Below are 17,995 nucleotides of genomic sequence, written 5' to 3'. Positions count from 1 at the left end.
GGTCCATCAGATGGACACGACTAGCGTCCGCTCGGGACAGAGTCCCTCGCCTAGTTTCCGGGGAGCCGAGCGATATCCCGCTCTCCGGACCGAATCAGTCGATGTAAGGAGACGATTGTGTCGTCAGTGGCGTATATCGGATTCGAGGAAGCCGGCAGCGCCTCGTGGCGTGTGCCAACCCGTACCGCGACTCCACTCCACCAAGCCGCTTTGGCCATCCGCGAACGGGTGGCCCGAGCAATTTTCGGGGAGGGAAATGTGATACTTCATGTGCGTTTTTTTGGAAAAGCGCAATACGACTTGGGGAGTCGCGAAGCAGAATGAACAATCAGACAAACTAAACAAGCCGATTTTCATGAGATTCTTAGCGGACCGTAATGTCCAATGTCAATTTACCGCTAACTCCGAAGACTCTCCAGTGAGGGGACGATCGCTGGAAAACGTTCGTTTGTCGTTGGGTTAGACCCACTTCCCGCGATCTTGCGCATGACGGGCTCGCGGAGGAATCTTGCGGATCCTACATGTAGTCCCACACTGCCATGCTGCCAGCCCGATTGATCGCCTGCGTTTTCTTGTGCCTATGCCTACCCGGCTTGCGGGGGAATTCGTTTTTCGCGATGGACACCGGCATCTCCGGCGAGCCGGCCGCGGTGGCGGAAGCGCTGGACACCTTGGGCTACGATGGCCTTGGCGGCAGCGGTCAGGAGGTGAGTCCGCTGAGAGACGAACTCGGGAACCGAGGCCTGCGTTTGTGGAACGTGTATCTCACGCTCGACTTCGCCGCCGGGACGCCCGCGCTCACGCCGGAGTTGCAGAAGCTGATTGCCGATTTGAAAGGCCGCGATGCGACGCTGTGGATTGCCATTCGCAAGGTCACCGGCGGCGATGGCGCAGCAGTCGCGGGGCTGCGCGAGATCGCCGGCCACGCTGAACCGGCGGGGGTGGGGCTGTCGCTCTATCCGCACACGGACTTCTGGCTGGAGCGCTTTTCCGATGCGGCCCGCGTGGCCACCGCGCTGGATCGCAAGGGCGTGGGCATCACCTTCAATCTCTGCCACTGGCTGAAGGTGGAAGGGGATGTCGATCCGATTCCGGCGATCGCGCGGGAATCCGCCCGCCTGCAATTCGTGACCGTCAACGGTGCGGACGGCGGAGACACCCAGGCGATGGGTTGGGATCGCCTGATCCGGCCGCTCGGGCAGGGGACGTACGACACGGCGAAATTCGTCCGCCGCTTGCAAGAGGAGGCGAAATGGCACGGGCCGGTGGGCTTGCAGGCCTATGGCGTGCCGGGCGACAAGCGGGAGAACCTGCGACGCTCGATGGCTGCGTGGCGGGAAATGAACGGCTTGTTAGATGGCAAGGTGCTGTGCGGATACCAAGGGTGGTTCCGCTGCGGCGACGATGGCTCTAACAACGGCTGGCATCACTACGCGGTGAACGGGAAGTTCGAGCCCGGCTACTCGCACATCGAGATGTGGCCGGACATGAGCGAGCTTGCCCCCGGCGAACGGCATGCGACCGCCTTCCGCCATGCCGATGGCTCGGTGGCGGAGGTCTTCAGTTCGATGCATCCGGACACGACGCGGCGGCATTTCCGCTGGATGCGCGAGCATGGGATCGATGGGGCCTTCCTCCAGCGCTTCGCGACAAATACCCGCGATCCCAGGTTCCGCGATCCGATGGATCAGGTGCTTTCCCACGTCCGCGATTCGGCGAAGGCCGAGGGCCGCGAGTGGGCGCTGATGTATGATCTCTCCGGGCTGAAGGCGGAGGACTTCTCGCGGGTGATCGAGGATTGGCAGCGGCTGAAGGCAGGCGGGGACGCGGCTTACTTGAAGTACCGCCACAAGCCGCTGGTGACGCTGTGGGGTCTGGGGTTCAATGATCGTCCGGCGTCGCTGAAGGAATGGGAATTGCTGATCCGCTTTTTCAAAGGGGAGGGGATGGCGGTGATGCTCGGGGTGCCATGCTACTGGCGCACGCTGGAGCGAGATTCGATCGGCGATGCGAAGCTGCACGAGCTGTGCGCGCTGGCCGACATCATCAGCCCGTGGACGGTGGGGCGCTTCGGCACGCCGCAGGACGCTGCGGCACGGCAGAAGCCGCTGTTAGAGCCGGACCTCGCATGGTGCCGGGAGCGGGGGCTGGGCTACCTGCCGGTGATTTTCCCAGGTTTCAGTTGGCAGAATCTGGAGAGGAGCCGGGGGCGCGAGGCGAGGTTCGATGCGATTCCGCGGCTCGGCGGCGGTTTCCTGTGGAGCCAGGCGATCGCGGCTCGTCGGGCCGGGGGGCGGGCGATTTATGTGGCGATGTTCGATGAGATGGACGAGGGCACGGCGATCTTCAAAACGACCGGCAATCCCCCGGTCGGCGCCAGTCGCTTCCTCGTCGAGCCGGGCTTGAAGCCGGACCACTACCTGTGGCTGACCGGGGAGATCGGGAAGATGCTGCGAGGGGAGATCCCGGTAACGGCGGAGAAGCCGGCCCGGTAGTTGCCTTAGGCGCATCGAATCGCTTCTCTCCGGCCGATGAAGGTGGTGGTGCTTACTGGCGCAGGGGTTTCCGCGGAATCGGGCGTGCCGACATTCCGTGGCAGCGATGGCCTGTGGGAGGGGCACCGGGTGGAGGAGGTGGCATCGCCGCGGGGTTTCGCGCGCGATCCGCAGCTCGTGCACACCTTCTACAATGGCCGGCGGAGGAAGGTGCTGGAGGTGGAGCCGAATGCCGCGCACCGGGCCTTGGCAAAGCTCGGCCGGGCTCGCGGGGTGGAACTGACCTTGGTCACGCAAAACATCGATGACCTGCACGAGCGCGCGGGTTCGCAAGAGGTGCTGCACATGCACGGCGAGCTTTTGAAGGCGAGGTGCAACCGGTGTGGCGCGGTGATGCCGTGCCGGGAGGACCTGAGCCGGGCCTCGATCTGCACGGCCTGTGGCGGGATCGATTGCCTGCGACCGCACGTCGTGTGGTTCGGCGAAATTCCCTTCGGACTGGATGAGATCGCGGCGGCGATTTCGTCGGCCGACCGGTTCGTGGCGATCGGGACCTCGGGCCGGGTGTATCCGGCCGCGTCCTTTGTTTCGTGGGCGCGGGAATGCGGGGTGCCGACGCTGGAGCTGAATCTGGAGGAAAGCGCCGCGAGCGGGGTATTTCACGAGAGCCGCCGCGGGCCTGCGGGGGAGTTGGTGCCGGCGTGGGTGGAAGAAGTGATTTCTGCGGTCAAGGAGCGGCGGTAAGTGCACTTTGCCGGCCGCCTACCTCCATCCCTGTTCGCGACTGCGGTCCTACCTCGAGCCGCGTCGGTCCGGCATCTTGCTTCGCATGATCTTTGGCTTTCGGTCTTTTGTCTGATAGTTGTGTCCGAGGATCTGAGTTGATTTCCCGTCCAAAGAACGGACGCTGTGAGCCCGATGAACCTGAGAGAGGCGACGACATACTGGAGCATCGCACTGGCTGCCGCCTCGCTGGCCGCTCCGGTGACCCCGAAGGAACCCACGGCACTCCCGGAGGCGGTGGTGGCGCTTTCCGACGAATCCTACGCAGTGCGTGAAAAAGCGACCCGCGAGCTGTGGGCGCTCGGCGACAAAGCGCTGCCCGAACTGCGCAAGGCGCTGGAAGGGAATGATCCCGAAGCCGCGGTGCGGGCGCGGGAACTCGTCCGCAAGATCGAACTCGGCATCCTGCCGGACAGCTCGCCCAAGATCGTGGCGGAGGTCCTGCGCTACGACCGTGGCGGCGTGGAGGAGAAGCGCGCGGTCATTGCCGTGCTGAAGCGCGAGCGCGCATTTCGCCAGATCCTGAAACTCTACGCTCTGGAAAAGAACGAGGAAACGCTGTCGATGCTGGAGGAGGCGGTGCGCGGCGTGGCCGTGGATGCCGCCCGCGATTGCCTCGCCAGCGAGCCGCCGGACATCGCCGGGGCCTTTGCCTTCCTCGACATGGCCCGCCCCGAGTCTCCCGAGTTGATGGCCAAGGCGGCGCTGCACCGGGCCAACGGCACCTTGGAGGAGGAGCTGAAAAAGGCGGAGCACCTGGACGGCAAGGATGGCAGCCTCTGGCGCTATGCCTTGCTCGCCTGTGCCGGCCGCCTGCCCGAGGCAGCGGCTGAGGCGGAGAAAGCCGGCCTCGAGCAGGCTTCGGCCCGGCTCCAGCTCATGTCGGGTGATCCCTTGCCGTGGCTCAATGTCGCCGGTCCCTCGCCGCAGGTCGTTCCGGCCGCGGGCCTGCAGAGCTACCGGGAGTTCGCGATCCGCACGTGGGAGGGCAAGCCGATCCCGGCGGAGCTGACCCGTTCGCTGCGCCGCCAGACTCGCGGTGGCGACGAGGAGGATCAGGCGAAGGAACTGCGGCTGCTGTTTTTGACCGGGGATCTTCAAGACGCGGAGAAGCGGCTGGTGGAACTGGATCCCTGTGCCGCATTCTATTACTTTGAGGCGACCGAACGGGTCGAGGATGGGCTCAAGGCGCTCGGGCTCGACCCCGCGAAGCCGGACTACAAGGGGTGGGCGGCCAAGCGCTTCCGGACCATCCCCGATGACGACAGCGAGGGCACGGAAGTCGGCGAACTCGCGGTGCTCGGCTATTTCCTGGAGCACCGCGGCCTGATCAAGGAGCTCGATGAGGTATTCCTGGAACCGCTGCTCGAGCTGAGCCGGGCGGACCAGGAAATCTACATCGGCACCCTCAACCGGCTGTTCCGCGGTCCCTTCCCGCGGGTGAATATTTCGACTGTCCGGCCGGTCCTGAAGTCGGTGGCCCAATTTGCCGGCGACGATGAAGTCCGCTGGGGCCTGGCGGTGGCCAACCTGTTCGACTTCATGGAGGACCCCGACCGTCTGTGGAACTTGACGGCGACGCTGGATCCCAAGCTCGACCGGCCGGAGCGCCTGGAGTGGCTGTGCCGGATCTTCGGATTATTGCCCGACGTCAACGGCGACCGCGACCGGTTCCTCGAGCTGGCGTGGAAGGCGATCGACAAGGAAGAACCCGGTGCCCGGCGACCGATGGTCGAGCTGATGGCGGCGATGGGCGACATCATGCAGGACAAGGAGAACACCCTGCGCTGGATCGAGGCCTTGGAAGCGGGCGACAATATCTTCATTCTCCGCCAGAAGGGGAAGGCCCAGGCGTCCCTCGGAAAGTGGAAGGACGCCGCGGCCACCTGGCTCAAGGTGGTCGAGCTGGCGCCAGCCGAGGCCTTGGACCGGCTCCAAGCGGCGATTTGCCTGCGCCGCGCCGGGGATGTGGAAGCTGCGGATCGCCAGGAGAAGCGGGCGGAGATGTTGGCGCTGGGCGAGGTGCAGGTTCAGTTCGGCTGCGGCGATGAATTCGCTCTCGCGGGCGACTTCGAGCGGGCGGGCCGCTGGTGGAACCGTTCCGGTGCGGAGTGTACCCGTGGAGCGGCTTACTTTCAGGACTTGCTCAGCCGCTTGATCGACCAGGCGCAATCGGTGGGCGACTGGCGAGGGGTGGCAGCCTATACCGAGGCGCAGGCCTTCTATCAGGCGGCCGCGGGCAACGGGAACTACCGCATTCCGCCGACCTTCGCGATGTCGACATCGCTGAAATCGCGGATCGATGCCGGGCTCGCGCTCGCCTTCACGCGGCTCGATCGGAACCGCGAAGCGGCTTTGGTGGAGATCGAGCGCTTGTCCACGCTGCCCTATGCGGAGAACGCGATGGCCGACCACTTCTTCGCGCCCATGCGTGCTGCGGGCCTCACCAAGCTGCACGACAGCATCTTCGAGCGCATCTGGACCGGTGTGACCGCGCGGATCCGCCAATTCCCGGAGTGCGACAACAGCCGGAACTCCGCCGCGTGGCTGGCGTCTCGCGCCAACCGCCGGCTCGACGAAGCGGAGGATTTCCTGAAGAAGGCTCTCGAGCGCAACCCTCGCCAAGCCGCCTATCTCGACACCATGGCAGAGGTTGAGTTCGCCCGCGGTGATCGCAAGAAAGCCGTGGAGTTCTCCACACGCTCTCTGGAAGAAGGCGCGGTGGACTTCCAGCTCATCCGCCAGCACCGGCGGTTTGTGGAAGGGGCGTTCCCGCCGAAGTGAGAGATGGGAGGGCGTGCTCGCCAAGGGGCCCCGATGCGGGTTGTTAACGGCTGCGGTTTTTGTCGAACACCGCGTAGAGAATGATGCCGAAGGCAACCAGGCGGAACAAATAGACCGCCGGAATCCATTCCGTACGCAGGTCGAAGGCTGCCCGAACGATTCGCTCCAGAAGTAACAGGCTGAAGGCGGACGCGAAATAGAGGAAGAGGCGGTCGCTCGTTGTTCTCCAGAAGCGGAGGAAGAACAGGACGACCACGAAGAACCCCATGGAAATGGCACCGGAAAGAAAGTATTCCAACATGGTGGGCGGCGTGAGGGTTCAGTGGGTTTCGTTCAATGGGATTCGAAAACCAAGCCCACGAGCAATACCAAGATCGCTACGAGGGTCACCGCGTTCCGTATGATAAGCAGGCTCGTACCCGGGTAGAGCACCAGATCGGCGAAGAGGAGTAGATTCGCGATTCCCAAGATCAGGAAGCACACGGAACTCCAGAGGAGCAGGCGGAAACGGGTTCTCCGGAAGCCTCGCCAGAGAAGTGCCGCGCAGCCGGCGCAGGTCAGGAAGCAAAGAATGTAAATGACCGTCGGGATCATGGATCGTCAGGCTTGAGTTTGAATGCATCGGCGAAGCCTTGTACGCTATCGCGATTCCTCTGATAGATCGCTTCAATCACGCGCACGGGGGCTTCGCGATAGCAGCGGGCTAGTTCCCTGATGGCACTGTCGCCGCCTTGAGGCTGGAAGCAGTAAAGGGGTGCGGCATCAGCCGACTTCTGTAGAATTCCAATGGCCGTGAACTTCTCCAAAGCCCTCTCGACCGAAGACCGGGAACTGAGGATGACCTGATAGATGGGGTCCACGGTCCAGTCCTGCCTTTCGCCCTTGGCCAGCATCAGGAGGATCTCCAGTTCCTCGACCGAGACCAGATGACTCACGATGAACTGCTTGACCTCTGTTGGAAGTGGGTCAACGGCCATGGATGTCCAAGGTTGGCGCACATGGCATGCCCGGCAAGGGAAAAGCAGGCTAGGGACCGGCATCATGCCTCATGCCAAGCCCGGACCGATGGGCTAGCCATTCCAATCAGAGCCGTCGATAGCACTGGCAGACGGAAAGCTCCATGTGAGATAGCCCGCCCATGCTGATGGCCATCCTCCTTATTCTCGCCAGCTGCGGATTTCTGTTTCTCGGCGCAGAACTGCTTGTCCGCGGTGGCTCCTCGCTGGCTTTGAAGCTCGGGCTCACGCCGCTGGTCATCGGCCTCACGGTGGTCGCTTATGGCACCTCGACGCCGGAGTTGCTGGTCTCGCTGAAGTCCGCGTTCGCCGGGCGTTCGGACATCGCGATTGGCAATGTCGTTGGTTCCAACATTTTCAACATCGCTGTGATCCTGGGGATCTCGGCCATGGTCTATCCGATCAAGACCAACCTCCAGGTGCTGAAGTGGGACGCTCCCGTGGTGCTGCTCGCCACCCTTCTAACGCCGCTGACCTTTCTCGATGGCGTGGTCAGCGCCACTGAAGGCGCGGTGCTGTTAACCCTCGCCGTAGCCTATACGATCTGGGCCGTGCGCATGGCCAAGCGTGATGAGAAGCTTGGGCACGAAGCGCATGTGGATGTGCCCGAGATCCGCCTCAAGCGCAGTCCGCTGGGAGATCTGGTAAAGATCGCGGGAGGGATGGCCGTGCTGATGCTCGCTTCCCGCCTGCTGGTCGACAATGCGGTGTTCGTTGCCAAAACCTTCGGGCTTTCAGACACGGTGATCGGACTGACGATTATCGCAGCCGGCACTTCCATGCCGGAGCTTGCCACCTCTCTCGTCGCCGCTTGCCGTGGCCAATCCGACATCGCGCTAGGCAACGTCCTCGGCTCTTCTTTGTTCAATCTGTTCTTTGTCCTCGGCGGGGCGGCGGTCATCTCTCCAATCAGCACCTCAGGCCTCCAGGCGTTCGACGTCTACGCCTTGATCGGTGTGACAACCCTCATGGTGCCATTTCTGATCACCGGCCAGCGCGTGAATCGCTTCGAGGGGGGCATTCTCTTCGCCTCCTATATCGCCTACGTGGTCGTCATGTGGCCGAAGTGAAGTGGCGACCACCGGCCGCCATTTTGCGCCGGTCCTCTGATCAATGGGCGCGTCGGGTGACGTCGTCCGACTTGGGCCCGAATCCATTCTTCTTGTAGAAGGTGGCAGCTTCTTTTTCGGACGCGGTGTAGAGCGGCGTGGTTACGACCAAGCCTTGGCGATTCACGTAGGCGATCTTTCCGATCCTCCAGGCTTTCCCTTCCCATGTAATGAGCGTCTCGCCGTAACCGTCCGAATCGACATGGACCCCCGCTTTGGCTCCCTTCGTGCCGGCGACGATCCCTCCTATCGCGCGATTCCGGTAAACCCAGACCGGTTTCTGTCCGACGGTGCTCCCCATTTTGCTCTTCACGGGCTCGGTGGTCAGCGTGCCTTCGCGAATGTCTCCGATCAGCCCGCTCCTGGCGTTCTGAAAAGCCTCCACGCTCACCATCATCGCTGCCTTCTGAACCTTTTCCGCGAACGCCTTGTCCGCTTCGGCTGCAGCGTGGGTGGCAGCGGCATCCTTCTGCTTTTTATTGGCGGCTCGGTCGGCGGCGTCGCGTTGGCGTTGGGCTTCGGCCAAGCGCTCCTGATGCTCCGCCGCCGTCGCCTTGTCATATCCATACTTTGTCTGGAGATCTTTCGATAGCATCTCGAAGGGGATCTTGGCGGTCCCCGAGTCGTGGAGGATGGAAAGGCCATCCGGCTCCACCTTCCGGATCGTCACGCCGGTGTACAGCTTCGCGTCCCGGGTGACGAGTTCCGCCAGTTTCTCTTCCTCGGCGGCCAACAGCACCGGAAACAACAGCAGGAGGGGGAGGAGGATTTTCACGTTCCAGTAAGACGACGTTTGTGCGTCCCCATTCAATCAGAAAACGCGTTCCGGAAGGGCCCGGGAACCGATGTCTTGACCCACCGGGGAGGTCCTCCATTTTGGATGAAACGACGAACTGCGAAGTGACCATGGCTAAGCTCGTGTTTGGAATGAACCAGTCCTTGGACGGCTACGTCGATCATATGGAGTTTGGGCCGAGCCCCACGCTCTTCCGCCACTTCATCAAGGAGGCTGAGGGGCAGGCGGGCAGTGTGTATGGCCGCCGGATGTATGAGATCATGCGTTACTGGGACGACGAACATCCTGAATGGGATGCGGATCGACGAGCGTTCGCGGCGGCGTGGCGGAAGCAGCAGAAATGGGTCGTCTCGCGCTCGTTGAAGTCGGTCGGCCCCAACGCCAGCCTTGTGGGGGATGATCTAGAGGGCGCGATCCGCGAGCTGAAGGCCGGTCGCGAAGGGGAGATCGAAGTTGCAGGCCCGGACTTGGCGCGGAGCCTCACCGAACTCGGCCTGATCGATGAGTATCGAATCTACTTGCATCCCGTGGTGCTGGGTCACGGCACGCCCTATTTCGCCGGACCCCGGCCGCCACTCCGCCTCGTGGCGCATGACCGGATGGACGAGGACGTGATCCGTTTGACCTACGTGCCTGCTTGATCTCGCGACTCGCGGGGTGGAAAGCGCAGATGGTCGCGGGAATGGCCTTTTTTGGGTCGCGAACCGCAGCGGCTGGAGGACTACCCAGCGTAGTAAAGAAGGTGGCGGACCGGGAGGGATTCGAACCCTCGGTACCCTTGTGAGGTACGCACCTTTAGCAAAGGTGTGCTTTCGACCACTCAGCCACCGATCCAGACTTGCGTCGCGCGGAGGTTGAACACAGCCGCCGGAGGTCGTCAACCATCCCGAAGCAGAAATCTCCGGCATCTTGGCAAGGCTTGAACGGGCAGGGGACTCGTGGCGCTATCTCTTCCATGAGACTGCTCCTCTTGCTGCTGGCCACCGTCGGGTTCTCGTCGTGCTCCCTCTTCAAGGATGACGAGGAAGAACCGGCGATGTCGGAGACCAAGCCGAGCCTGGTCGGTCGCATCGCCTCGGTGCAGGAGGGCAGCGGTTTCGTCCTGATCGAGGCCTATGGACCGTGGAAAGTTCCGGACGGCGGATTGCTCTCCGGGATCGGCACCGAGGGCCGGACTGCCAACCTGGTGGCGACCGGGGAGAAGCTCGGGCAATTTTCTGCGGCGGATATTCGTTCAGGGGTGGCGAAAGTTGGGGACTCGGTATATTATCGACCAATTAAGGAAGAGAACGCGACCGGGGGCTCCGTAGAAACCCCTAGTTCCAGTCCGTCTGCGCCAGAGCTTGAAACAAAAACGACTGCCGGTGAATTCCCGCCAAAGCCATGAATTTCAAAACGATCGGCCTAAATCGAGGGTGTTAGGCGATAAATTTGAAATTTGGTCTTGCTTACAGTCCGGCATCCTTGTTAGGTTCCTCTCCGCAAAGGCTGTGCTCCCTTACATGTCCCGAAAGATGAATACTACAACCAGCCATGAAACTGAGCACCTCGGGCGCCCCCGGCGCCTCCCTGCATGCCGATGCCGATCGCCTCGCTGACTTCGTCCTGTTCACGCAGCGTAGCTGCATCCTGAACCTCTCCAACGAACTCAACAAAGGCAACGTGTCGTTCCCCCAGTTCTTCCTTCTGACCTACCTTTCCAGCGAAGAATATCTGACGATGTCGGATATCGCGAAGAAGATGGGTCACTCGACCGCCGCGGCCACTGGCCTCGTCGATCGTTTGGAAAAGCTCGGATACGTCGAGCGCGTACATGCCGCGGAAGACCGACGCAAGATCATGGTCCGCATCACTACCAAGGGTGTGGATCTGGTCGGAAAAATGCGGAAGGAAATTGCCGCGGACCTCGCCAACATCCTCTCCGAAATGGACGAGGACCAGGCCGAGGCTGTCGAGCACACGAAGCGTGCCATTCGGGCGCGCGCTATCGCGTGAGCGACGAGTCCGCCGACGTCCCCCTTGGCGGATCGATCGCGCCTCCGTTACGATTTGTGCCCGTAACGGGGGCGCTCTCTTTCCTCAAGTCTCTCAATAGCCTGCCCGGCATCCGGGCAGGATGGATCGGTCGTCTAGAAGGTGTCGAGGTGACGACCGACCGTGATGAAACCCTCGGCAACTTGCGCCCGCTCCATGAGGAGATGATCCGGCGCGAGTTCGGTCGTGCCCAGTGGTGGCGGGCCGAGCAAGTTCACGGAAATGGCGTGGCCGTGGTGCCCGTCGATTCCGTGCCGACCCGGATGGCCGGGGACGGCCTGCCAGTGGTGACCGGCGTGGACGGATTGGTGACGGTGGCGCCCGGAGAAATCCTGGGCATTTACGTGGCCGACTGCGGCGCGATCTGGATGGCGGACCGCAAAACGGGAGCCGTCGGGCTGCTGCATTCCGGGAAGAAGGGCACCGAGCTGAACATCCTGGGCGAAGCGATTCGCCTGATGGGCGACAGATTTGACACCCGCGCGGAAGATCTGGTGGTGGTGCTGGGGCCCTGCATCCGGCCGCCGGATTATGAGATCGATTTCGCTGCCGAGATCGCCCGCCAAGCGACGGCTGCCGGCGTGGGAGAATTTCACGACGAGGGCGAAAATACCGCCTGCGACCTGACGAGGCACTACAGCTACCGCGTCGAAAAAGGCTGCACCGGGCGGATGCTTGCGCTCATCGTGCGCGAGGAAATCGCATGAGCGCCTTGACCGTCGAAGCCCCCGCCAAACTGAACCTCACCCTGCGCGTCCTGCGGAAGCGGGAGGATGGTTTTCACGAGATCGATTCCTGGATGGTGAGGCTGCCCGGCCTGCACGATTCGCTGACTCTTGCCGCCGCGGAGGCCGATGCTTTCACCTGCAACGATCCGGGTATCCCGGCTGACGGCTCGAATCTGGTGCTGAAGGCGTTAGCGGCCTATCGCGCTGCGACCGGTTTCGTCCAAACGCTGGCGATTCACTTGGAGAAGCGCATTCCTCACGGTGCCGGGCTCGGTGGCGGCAGTAGCGATGCGGCGGCAACGCTGGCGGCGCTCGACCGGCTCCACGACCAGCCGCTTGGCACGGAGCGTCTGATGGAAATCGCGGCGACGTTCGGCTCCGATATCCCGTTCTTCCTCGGCCCGCCGTCCGCCCGGTCGACCGGACGTGGGGAGGTCAATGTTGCGGCCGAGGTGCCACCGCCCTTGCCGGTGCTGCTCTTGAAGCCTTCCTTCGGTGTGGCCACCCCGGATGCCTATCGCAACTGCATGGAGGCGAAGCAGTTGGATGGGGTGCGCTATGACGCGCAGGTCTTCCCGTGGGGTGAATTGGTCAATGACCTCGAGCGCCCGGTGTTTTGGAAGCACCTCTTTCTGGCGGAAGTGAAGTCCTGGCTGCTGGCACGTCCAGAAGTCGCGGGTGCGCTGATGAGTGGCTCGGGATCTACCGTGTTCGCCGTACTTCGCGATCTGGCGATGGCCGATGCGGTGATCGCTGCGGCCCGTGCGGAACTCGATCCAACTCTGTGGGCGTGGAGTGGAGAGGTGGGGAGCTAGAGTTATACTGGCTCTCTGATCCCGGAAGGATCAAAGCGAGTAGCCGGTGGTCGAAAACCACCGGTTCGCATGGAGCGCGAAAGGAATCCCGGAGAGGATTCCAGCAGGGCGCGTCGGACACCGCAGCTTCTTGTAATCCCCATCGGAACGAAAGCGAGGATGCCGGGCGCGTCCGTTGTTCATACCCTGCTTGAACCCCATCCGGGGTTCCCTTCATGCGGCCTTCTATCCGGGGGTGGCGCTCGTGCCGAGCTTACCCCCGGCTACTGACTTTGATCCCTCCGGGATCGCGGAAGATATCTGCGACTTTCATCAGGGCTTGATCGGTGGCCGTTAGAGCGGGTTCGACCGCACGCGGAGCGTGCGGACCACGTTCATGCGTGATGCAGGAGGATCGAATTCGCTGCGAAGTGATCGGAGAGGATGTCCGACACGATCACCAGCGGCGTGCCGGGGCGGACCAGATCCGCGGCGCGGAGCATCTCGATGGCGCGCTGGATGGTCTCGTCGATCGTCGCGGCGAAGGGTAGCTTGAAGGCTTCGACATTGCGAGTCAGGGCGAGCTGGCGGCAGACCCGGTCCTTCGGGGTGAAGGCGTAGAAACCGTTGGTCCGCGGGCGCAGCATGGCGGTGTGGTTCGCCATCACGCCACGGCGGGTGAGCACGATCAGGCGCGCATCCGGCAGCGAATCCACCAGCATGACTGCGGCACGGGCGGCTTTCTGGCGCTCGTCGCGCAGGAGCACGCATTGGCCGAAGCCGAGGCCGCCGGTGCGCTCGATGCGCATGCTGATTTTCACCAGCGCCTCCACGCAGCGCAGCGGGTGCAGGCCCACGCTGGTCTCTCCGGAAAGCATCAGGCAGTCGGCCTCCTCATAGGCCGCGTTGGCCACGTCGGTCACTTCGGCGCGGGTGGGCGTCGGATTCTGGATCATGGACTCCAGAAGCTGAGTCGCCACGATCACGCGCTTGCCGAGCTCGTGGCAGCGTTTCACGAGGCGGCGTTGAAGGATGGGCAGTTCCTCGAACTCCACTTCCACGCCGAGGTCACCGCGCGCGACCATGATCACGTCGGTGGCCTGGATGATGGCGTCGATGTTTCGGATCGCCTCCTGGTCCTCGATCTTGGCGACGATCTGCGCGCCGCCTTCGAGGGCTTCCACCGCCTCGCGAAGCTCGCGGACGTGGGCGGCATCGCGGACGAAGGAGCCGGCGATGTAGTCGGCGTCGCACTCGACGGCGAGGGCCAGGTCGGTGCGGTCCTTCTCGGTCAGAGCGGGGAGATTGAGGCGGGTGCCGGGAAGATTGATGTGACGCCGCGAGCCCATTTTGCCGGCGGTTTTCACCTCGCAAATGATGCGGTCGTCCTTCTTGGTCTTGATCTCCATCAGCATGGTGCCGTTGTCGACGACCAGCGTGCGACCTTCGGCGACGTCGTCCATCAGGCCGCCGTAGTTGACCGTGGTGGAAAGCTCGATCGAGGGGGCGGCATCGCTTTTGCGAAACTCGACCAGATCGCCGATCTTCAGCTCGTAGGGCTTTTCCAGATCGCCGGTACGGATCGAGGGGCCGGTCAGGTCGAAGAGCACCCCCACGTGGGCGGAGCGTTCCGCGGCGGCCTTGCGGACCCGGCGGGCCATCTCGCGGGCCCACTCATGCTTGGCGTGGCTCATGTTGAGCCGGAACACGTTGGTGCCGAGGTCGATCAGTTGGCCGATGGTTTCCTCCGCCTCCGTTGCCGGGCCGAGGGTGATGATGATCTTGGTTCTGCGAGACATGAGGTCGGGGAGGAGCCTGAGATGAGGGCGGGGGAGAGTCCAGCCGTGAGCCGTGCATCTTCCGTGCCGGTTTCGTGGCCATCGTCTGCCCGCCTTTCCCGTGGACGGAGGAGGCTGCGTTGTCGCCTTCACGTCCCGGCCGGGAAGCTCAGTTTTAACCTTGGGTTCCGAGCCTTGGGCATCTCACGGTGCGGAAATGACCCGCACGCGGTAGAATCGTTTCCCGGGTAGCCCGCTGGTCAGGCTGCCGTCATCGGTCCATTGCTTCGCCGAGCCGTCGCCGGTGACCGCCGCCGGGCCGGAGGGCCACGCTCCGAGGGTATTGCTGTATTCGACCTGGTAGATCCTCCCGGCCAAGGTCGGGTAGCTGACAGTGACGTGGCCGTTTGCTGCTCTGGATGCCGTCCATGCGTAGCGGTCGCTTGCATTCGGATTCAGGCCGAAGAGGTATTCGGCCATGGTGTCGTTCCCGTCGTGGTCGTCATCGCCGTCGTCGGGAGCATTGGCGTTGCCCAGATTCTGGAGCTTCCAGCTTTGATAGGCGGTGAGGCTCAATGCGGTTGCCGTGACTGAGGGATCGGCTTCGATCAGCCCATTAACCGCGACGATCCGGTAATCGTAGGCGGTGGCGGGCACGGCCGTGGTATCGTCATGCGTCGTCGCGCCGGGACCTAACAGCACCAGCGAAGTCCACGCTCCGGCACCGGCGGGTCGCCGCTCGACGCGGTAGCCGGTTTCGACGCCGGAGTCATCGGTCCACTGGAGTTGCACGCCATTTGCGGGTTGAGCTGTGAGGTCCTTCGCCTTGCGGGGGCGGACGGGTTCGGCCGTATGCGTGTAAGTTTTCCACGTGGTGACGTCGGTCGCCGTGTCTGCGATTCGACCACGGTAGGTCACGCTTACAGTGCCGCCCGTATCACTGACATCCATGGTGCCGTAGCGGCCATCGCCTGCGCTGGTGCCACCGGAGTAAGGGCCTCCTTTGGTAGATCCGTCGCGGGCAAGCGCGGCCGCGTGGAATACGGGAATGCGGACACCGGCGACGTAGTTCGCGGTCGCCCCTCCATCATCGTAGGCCAAAGCATGCATGTCGCCGGAGAAGACGACCACATTCTGGATGCGCTGGTCGCGGATGAATTCCAGCAGTTCCGTGCGCTCGGTCGCATACGATCCCCAGTTGTCGCGGTCGTCGCCTTCTTGAATCAGCGGCACGCCACTCATCCACATGATCATCGGACACTCGGCGTCCCGCGCGGCGAGAAGCTGGTCCTTGAACCACTGCTTCTGGACGTCGCCCATCATCGACTTGTCCTCGTCGTCGTCGTCTGAATCTTCATCGCGCTCCGAGCGCAGGTCGGAGAGGATGAAGTGAATGCGCCCGCAATCGAAGGATTGATAGATGGCGGCATTCGGCCCGCCAGCTGGCAGCGGGAAATGCGGGACACGCTCGCGATAGACCTGTCGCGCCGCCTGGCGGCCGGTGCTGGTACTATCGGAGCCGTTGCCGGAGAAATCGTGATCGTCCCAAATGTAGAAGGTTGGCACATTGCGGAACAGGTTCGATTGTTCCGGCGACTCGGTGAGGACTTTCGTGTAGTTGGTCCGGTAGGGGGTGGGATTGTTCTGGTTGGTGTCCTCGTAGTGGAGGTCGCCCATGTGAACGAAGAAAAGCGGGTTCTCAAGGCGGACCGCGTCGTAGGCCTGCTGGGGATTGTCCCACTCACCGCAGGAGCTGAAGGCGAAGCGGAACGAAGCGGCCGCTCCCAGAGCGGGGAAGGTATTGAACTTGCCGCCATGGGCCGGCAGCAGCGTGCCATTCAGTTCGATCGCGTAGTAGTAGGTCGTATTCGCCGTGAGCCCTTCGAGCGAGAGGCGGACAGCATTTCCCGCAGCGGCCTGCGATACCACCGATGCGGAGAAGAAGGGTGAAGTCAAACCTGCCACCGTACTTACCCCGAGCCTCGTGGTGACACCGGCTTGGCTAAGCGGCACGGTCACGACGACCGAGCTATCGGTCACCGCTCCACACCATGGGGACGCGATCGGCAATTGGCCGCTGGCAATGGCGGCGACGAAAGTCCAGATGAGGAGGGGGAGTCGCATCGGTGGGGTGGACCGATTGCTGGCCCGCCCGGACTATGGACCCGGGGGCTGGCGAATCAAAGCAATCGTAACAAACCCCGCAGGTCGGGAGGGTCAGGCCATGAGATCTTTCATGACGTGGCCGTGCACGTCCGTGAGCCGGAAGTGGCGGCCGGCGTAGAAATAGGTGAGGCGCTCGTGATCGATGCCGAGGCAATGCAGGATCGTGGCCTGCAGGTCGTGGACGTGGACCGGCTTGTCGACGACGTGGTAACCGAGTTCGTCGGTCTCGCCGTAGCTCTGGCCGCCCTTGATGCCGCCGCCGGCCATCCAGACGGTGAAGGCGGAGGGATGGTGATCGCGGCCGAGGGCGCGGCCGAGCGTGGGATTCGTCTCGACCATCGGCGTGCGGCCGAATTCACCGCCCCAGACGACGAGGGTTTCATCCAGCAGGCCGCGTTGCTTGAGATCGGCGACGAGGGCGGCGCTGGCCTGGTCGGTGGCCTTGCACATGGTGCTGTGATTGCCCGCAAGGTCGGAGTGGGCGTCCCAGCCTTCGTGGTAGATATTGATGAAGCGCACGCCGCGCTCGACCATCCGCCGCGCGAGCAAGCAGGCGCGGGCGTAGGACGGCTTCTTGATGTCATCGATGCCGTACATCTTCAGCGTCGCCTCGGTCTCGCCGGAGAGGTCGGTGAGTTCCGGCGCGCTGTGCTGGAGATTGAAGGCCATCTCATGGGCGGCGATGCGGGTGGAAATCTCGGGATCGCCCACGCTCGCGAGCTGCAGGCGATTGAGCTTTGAAACGACGTCGATGGTTTCGCGCTGGAGCCGGTCATCGACGCCGCGCGGGCTGGCGGTATTGAGGATGGGGTCGCCGGAATTGCGGAAGCGCACGCCGGAATGCACGGTGGGCAGGAAGCCGCTGGACCAATTGGCCGCGCCACCGCTGACGCCGGCACCGGTACTGAGGACGACGAACGAGGGCAGGTTGTTATTCAGCGAGCCGAGCCCGTAGGTGACCCAGGAGCCGATGCTTGGCCGACCGGGCTGGAGGAAGCCGGTATTGAAGAAAATCTGAGCGGGAGCGTGATTGAACTGGTCGGTCTTGACCGATTTCACGAAGCAGAGGTCATCGGCGATCTTCGCGGTGTGCGGGAGCAGCTCGCTGACCCATGCGCCGCTCTGGCCATGGCGGGCGAACTTGAAGCGCGACGACATGACCGCGGCGTCCGGCCGGATGAAAGCGAGGCGCTGGCCATTGGTCACGGACGGGGGCAAGGGCTTGCCATCGAGCTTCGCCAGCTCGGGCTTCGGGTCGAAGAGATCGAGCTGCGACGGCGCGCCGGCCATGAACAGATGGATCACCGACTTGGCCTTGCCGGGGTAATTCGCGCCGATCGGGACGGACGATGTGGAAGTTGCGGCGGCAGCGCTCTGGATGAGCGCATCGCCTAACAGCGAGGCGAGTCCCATCTTGCCGACGCCGAGGCCGCACTCCCTGAGGAACCAGCGGCGGCTGACGTCGCTGCCCGGGAGGTGCTGTCGCGCGAAGAGTGAATCGTGGCAATTCAT

The 17,995-nt window shown here is 63.1% G+C and carries 16 protein-coding genes and 1 tRNA gene; 9 read left to right on the top strand and 8 right to left on the bottom strand.

Going from position 1 to position 17,995, the window contains the following annotated elements; genetic code table 11:
• Window positions 1–539: 539 nt before the first annotated feature.
• The 3 genes from OKA05_RS04520 to OKA05_RS04510 all read left to right on the top strand — a co-directional run bounded on the left by OKA05_RS04520 (window position 540) and on the right by OKA05_RS04510 (window position 6,062).
• Window positions 540–2,495: a TIM barrel protein gene (locus OKA05_RS04520; protein WP_264485913.1), complete on the top strand. Its 1,956-nt coding sequence runs from the start codon at window positions 540–542 to the stop codon at window positions 2,493–2,495.
• A 36-nt stretch (window positions 2,496–2,531) separates the two neighbouring features.
• Window positions 2,532–3,239 carry an NAD-dependent deacylase gene (locus OKA05_RS04515; RefSeq protein ID WP_264485912.1) on the top strand — a complete coding sequence of 236 codons (708 nt, stop codon included), beginning with the start codon at window positions 2,532–2,534 and terminating at the stop codon, window positions 3,237–3,239.
• Between the two features lie 174 nt (window positions 3,240–3,413).
• The gene (locus OKA05_RS04510) at window positions 3,414–6,062 is read left to right on the top strand and encodes a tetratricopeptide repeat protein (protein ID WP_264485911.1); all 2,649 of its coding nucleotides are present in this window, start codon (window positions 3,414–3,416) and stop codon (window positions 6,060–6,062) included.
• A gap of 43 nt (window positions 6,063–6,105) precedes the next feature.
• Here OKA05_RS04510 and OKA05_RS04505 read toward each other — a convergent pair whose 3' ends face one another.
• Genes OKA05_RS04505 through OKA05_RS04495 form a run of 3 tightly spaced genes read right to left on the bottom strand, consistent with a single transcriptional unit; the run spans window position 6,106 to window position 7,039 of the window.
• Entirely contained in the window at window positions 6,106–6,363 is a 258-nt protein-coding gene (locus OKA05_RS04505) for a DUF5985 family protein (protein ID WP_264485910.1), read from the bottom strand.
• A 32-nt stretch (window positions 6,364–6,395) separates the two neighbouring features.
• On the bottom strand, window positions 6,396–6,656 hold the full coding sequence (locus OKA05_RS04500; protein ID WP_264485909.1) for a DUF5985 family protein: 261 nt from the start codon (window positions 6,654–6,656) through the stop codon (window positions 6,396–6,398).
• On the bottom strand, window positions 6,653–7,039 hold the full coding sequence (locus OKA05_RS04495) for a hypothetical protein (protein WP_264485908.1): 387 nt from the start codon (window positions 7,037–7,039) through the stop codon (window positions 6,653–6,655). The genes OKA05_RS04500 and OKA05_RS04495 overlap by 4 nt, the downstream gene beginning before the upstream one ends.
• 167 nt (window positions 7,040–7,206) lie before the next feature.
• Here OKA05_RS04495 and OKA05_RS04490 point away from each other — a divergent pair, with 167 nt between their 5' ends.
• Window positions 7,207–8,148, top strand: a complete 942-nt coding sequence (locus OKA05_RS04490; RefSeq protein ID WP_264485907.1) for a calcium/sodium antiporter — start codon at window positions 7,207–7,209, stop codon at window positions 8,146–8,148.
• Window positions 8,149–8,188: 40 nt separating this feature from the next.
• Here the strand turns inward: OKA05_RS04490 and OKA05_RS04485 are convergent, their stop codons facing one another.
• Entirely contained in the window at window positions 8,189–8,962 is a 774-nt protein-coding gene (locus OKA05_RS04485) for a hypothetical protein (RefSeq protein ID WP_264485906.1), read from the bottom strand.
• 131 nt (window positions 8,963–9,093) lie between these two features.
• On the opposite strand from OKA05_RS04485, the gene OKA05_RS04480 reads away from it, so the two are divergent.
• Window positions 9,094–9,624 carry a dihydrofolate reductase family protein gene (locus OKA05_RS04480; protein ID WP_264485905.1) on the top strand — a complete coding sequence of 177 codons (531 nt, stop codon included), beginning with the start codon at window positions 9,094–9,096 and terminating at the stop codon, window positions 9,622–9,624.
• Window positions 9,625–9,726: 102 nt separating this feature from the next.
• On the opposite strand, the gene OKA05_RS04475 is transcribed toward OKA05_RS04480, so the two are convergent.
• Window positions 9,727–9,817, bottom strand: a tRNA-Ser gene (locus tag OKA05_RS04475).
• 121 nt (window positions 9,818–9,938) lie between these two features.
• On the opposite strand from OKA05_RS04475, the gene OKA05_RS04470 reads away from it, so the two are divergent.
• The 4 genes from OKA05_RS04470 to ispE all read left to right on the top strand — a co-directional run bounded on the left by OKA05_RS04470 (window position 9,939) and on the right by ispE (window position 12,560).
• The gene (locus OKA05_RS04470; RefSeq protein ID WP_264485904.1) at window positions 9,939–10,370 is read left to right on the top strand and encodes a hypothetical protein; all 432 of its coding nucleotides are present in this window, start codon (window positions 9,939–9,941) and stop codon (window positions 10,368–10,370) included.
• A gap of 146 nt (window positions 10,371–10,516) precedes the next feature.
• Window positions 10,517–10,978, top strand: a complete 462-nt coding sequence (locus OKA05_RS04465; protein WP_264485903.1) for a MarR family winged helix-turn-helix transcriptional regulator — start codon at window positions 10,517–10,519, stop codon at window positions 10,976–10,978.
• Entirely contained in the window at window positions 10,975–11,724 is a 750-nt protein-coding gene (locus tag OKA05_RS04460; protein WP_264485902.1) for a purine nucleoside phosphorylase YfiH/LACC1 family protein, read from the top strand. Before OKA05_RS04465 ends, OKA05_RS04460 begins: the two co-directional genes overlap by 4 nt.
• A complete protein-coding gene (ispE, locus tag OKA05_RS04455; protein ID WP_264485901.1) occupies window positions 11,721–12,560 on the top strand; it encodes a 4-(cytidine 5'-diphospho)-2-C-methyl-D-erythritol kinase in 840 nt (279 codons plus the stop codon). Before OKA05_RS04460 ends, ispE begins: the two co-directional genes overlap by 4 nt.
• A gap of 374 nt (window positions 12,561–12,934) precedes the next feature.
• Here ispE and pyk read toward each other — a convergent pair whose 3' ends face one another.
• The 3 genes from pyk to OKA05_RS04440 form a co-directional block, all read right to left on the bottom strand.
• A complete protein-coding gene (gene pyk / locus OKA05_RS04450) occupies window positions 12,935–14,338 on the bottom strand; it encodes a pyruvate kinase (RefSeq protein WP_264485900.1) in 1,404 nt (467 codons plus the stop codon).
• 183 nt (window positions 14,339–14,521) lie between these two features.
• Complete coding sequence (locus tag OKA05_RS04445; RefSeq protein ID WP_264485899.1) at window positions 14,522–16,441, bottom strand: alkaline phosphatase D family protein; 1,920 nt, start codon at window positions 16,439–16,441, stop codon at window positions 14,522–14,524.
• A gap of 93 nt (window positions 16,442–16,534) precedes the next feature.
• Window positions 16,535–17,995: a DUF1501 domain-containing protein gene (locus OKA05_RS04440; RefSeq protein ID WP_264485898.1), complete on the bottom strand. Its 1,461-nt coding sequence runs from the start codon at window positions 17,993–17,995 to the stop codon at window positions 16,535–16,537.

This window comes from Luteolibacter arcticus (assembly GCF_025950235.1).
Lineage (GTDB): Bacteria > Verrucomicrobiota > Verrucomicrobiia > Verrucomicrobiales > Akkermansiaceae > Haloferula > Haloferula arctica.
The sequence above is the reverse complement of the archived record's forward strand: the minus strand, read 5'-3'. Positions and strand labels throughout refer to the sequence as shown.

Excerpts from the sequence above, each read along its gene's own strand:
- OKA05_RS04520 (WP_264485913.1), top strand. The coding sequence starts at position 540 with ATGCTGCCAGCCCGATTGATCGCCTGCGTTTTCTTGTGCCTATGCCTA.
- OKA05_RS04515 (WP_264485912.1), top strand. The coding sequence starts at position 2,532 with ATGAAGGTGGTGGTGCTTACTGGCGCAGGGGTTTCCGCGGAATCGGGC.
- OKA05_RS04510 (WP_264485911.1), top strand. The coding sequence starts at position 3,414 with ATGAACCTGAGAGAGGCGACGACATACTGGAGCATCGCACTGGCTGCC.
- OKA05_RS04505 (WP_264485910.1), bottom strand. The coding sequence starts at position 6,363 with ATGTTGGAATACTTTCTTTCCGGTGCCATTTCCATGGGGTTCTTCGTG.
- OKA05_RS04500 (WP_264485909.1), bottom strand. The coding sequence starts at position 6,656 with ATGATCCCGACGGTCATTTACATTCTTTGCTTCCTGACCTGCGCCGGC.
- OKA05_RS04495 (WP_264485908.1), bottom strand. The coding sequence starts at position 7,039 with ATGGCCGTTGACCCACTTCCAACAGAGGTCAAGCAGTTCATCGTGAGT.
- OKA05_RS04490 (WP_264485907.1), top strand. The coding sequence starts at position 7,207 with ATGGCCATCCTCCTTATTCTCGCCAGCTGCGGATTTCTGTTTCTCGGC.
- OKA05_RS04480 (WP_264485905.1), top strand. The coding sequence starts at position 9,094 with ATGGCTAAGCTCGTGTTTGGAATGAACCAGTCCTTGGACGGCTACGTC.
- OKA05_RS04470 (WP_264485904.1), top strand. The coding sequence starts at position 9,939 with ATGAGACTGCTCCTCTTGCTGCTGGCCACCGTCGGGTTCTCGTCGTGC.
- OKA05_RS04465 (WP_264485903.1), top strand. The coding sequence starts at position 10,517 with ATGAAACTGAGCACCTCGGGCGCCCCCGGCGCCTCCCTGCATGCCGAT.
- ispE (WP_264485901.1), top strand. The coding sequence starts at position 11,721 with ATGAGCGCCTTGACCGTCGAAGCCCCCGCCAAACTGAACCTCACCCTG.
- pyk (WP_264485900.1), bottom strand. The coding sequence starts at position 14,338 with ATGTCTCGCAGAACCAAGATCATCATCACCCTCGGCCCGGCAACGGAG.
- OKA05_RS04445 (WP_264485899.1), bottom strand. The coding sequence starts at position 16,441 with ATGCGACTCCCCCTCCTCATCTGGACTTTCGTCGCCGCCATTGCCAGC.
- OKA05_RS04440 (WP_264485898.1), bottom strand. The coding sequence starts at position 17,995 with ATGAATTGCCACGATTCACTCTTCGCGCGACAGCACCTCCCGGGCAGC.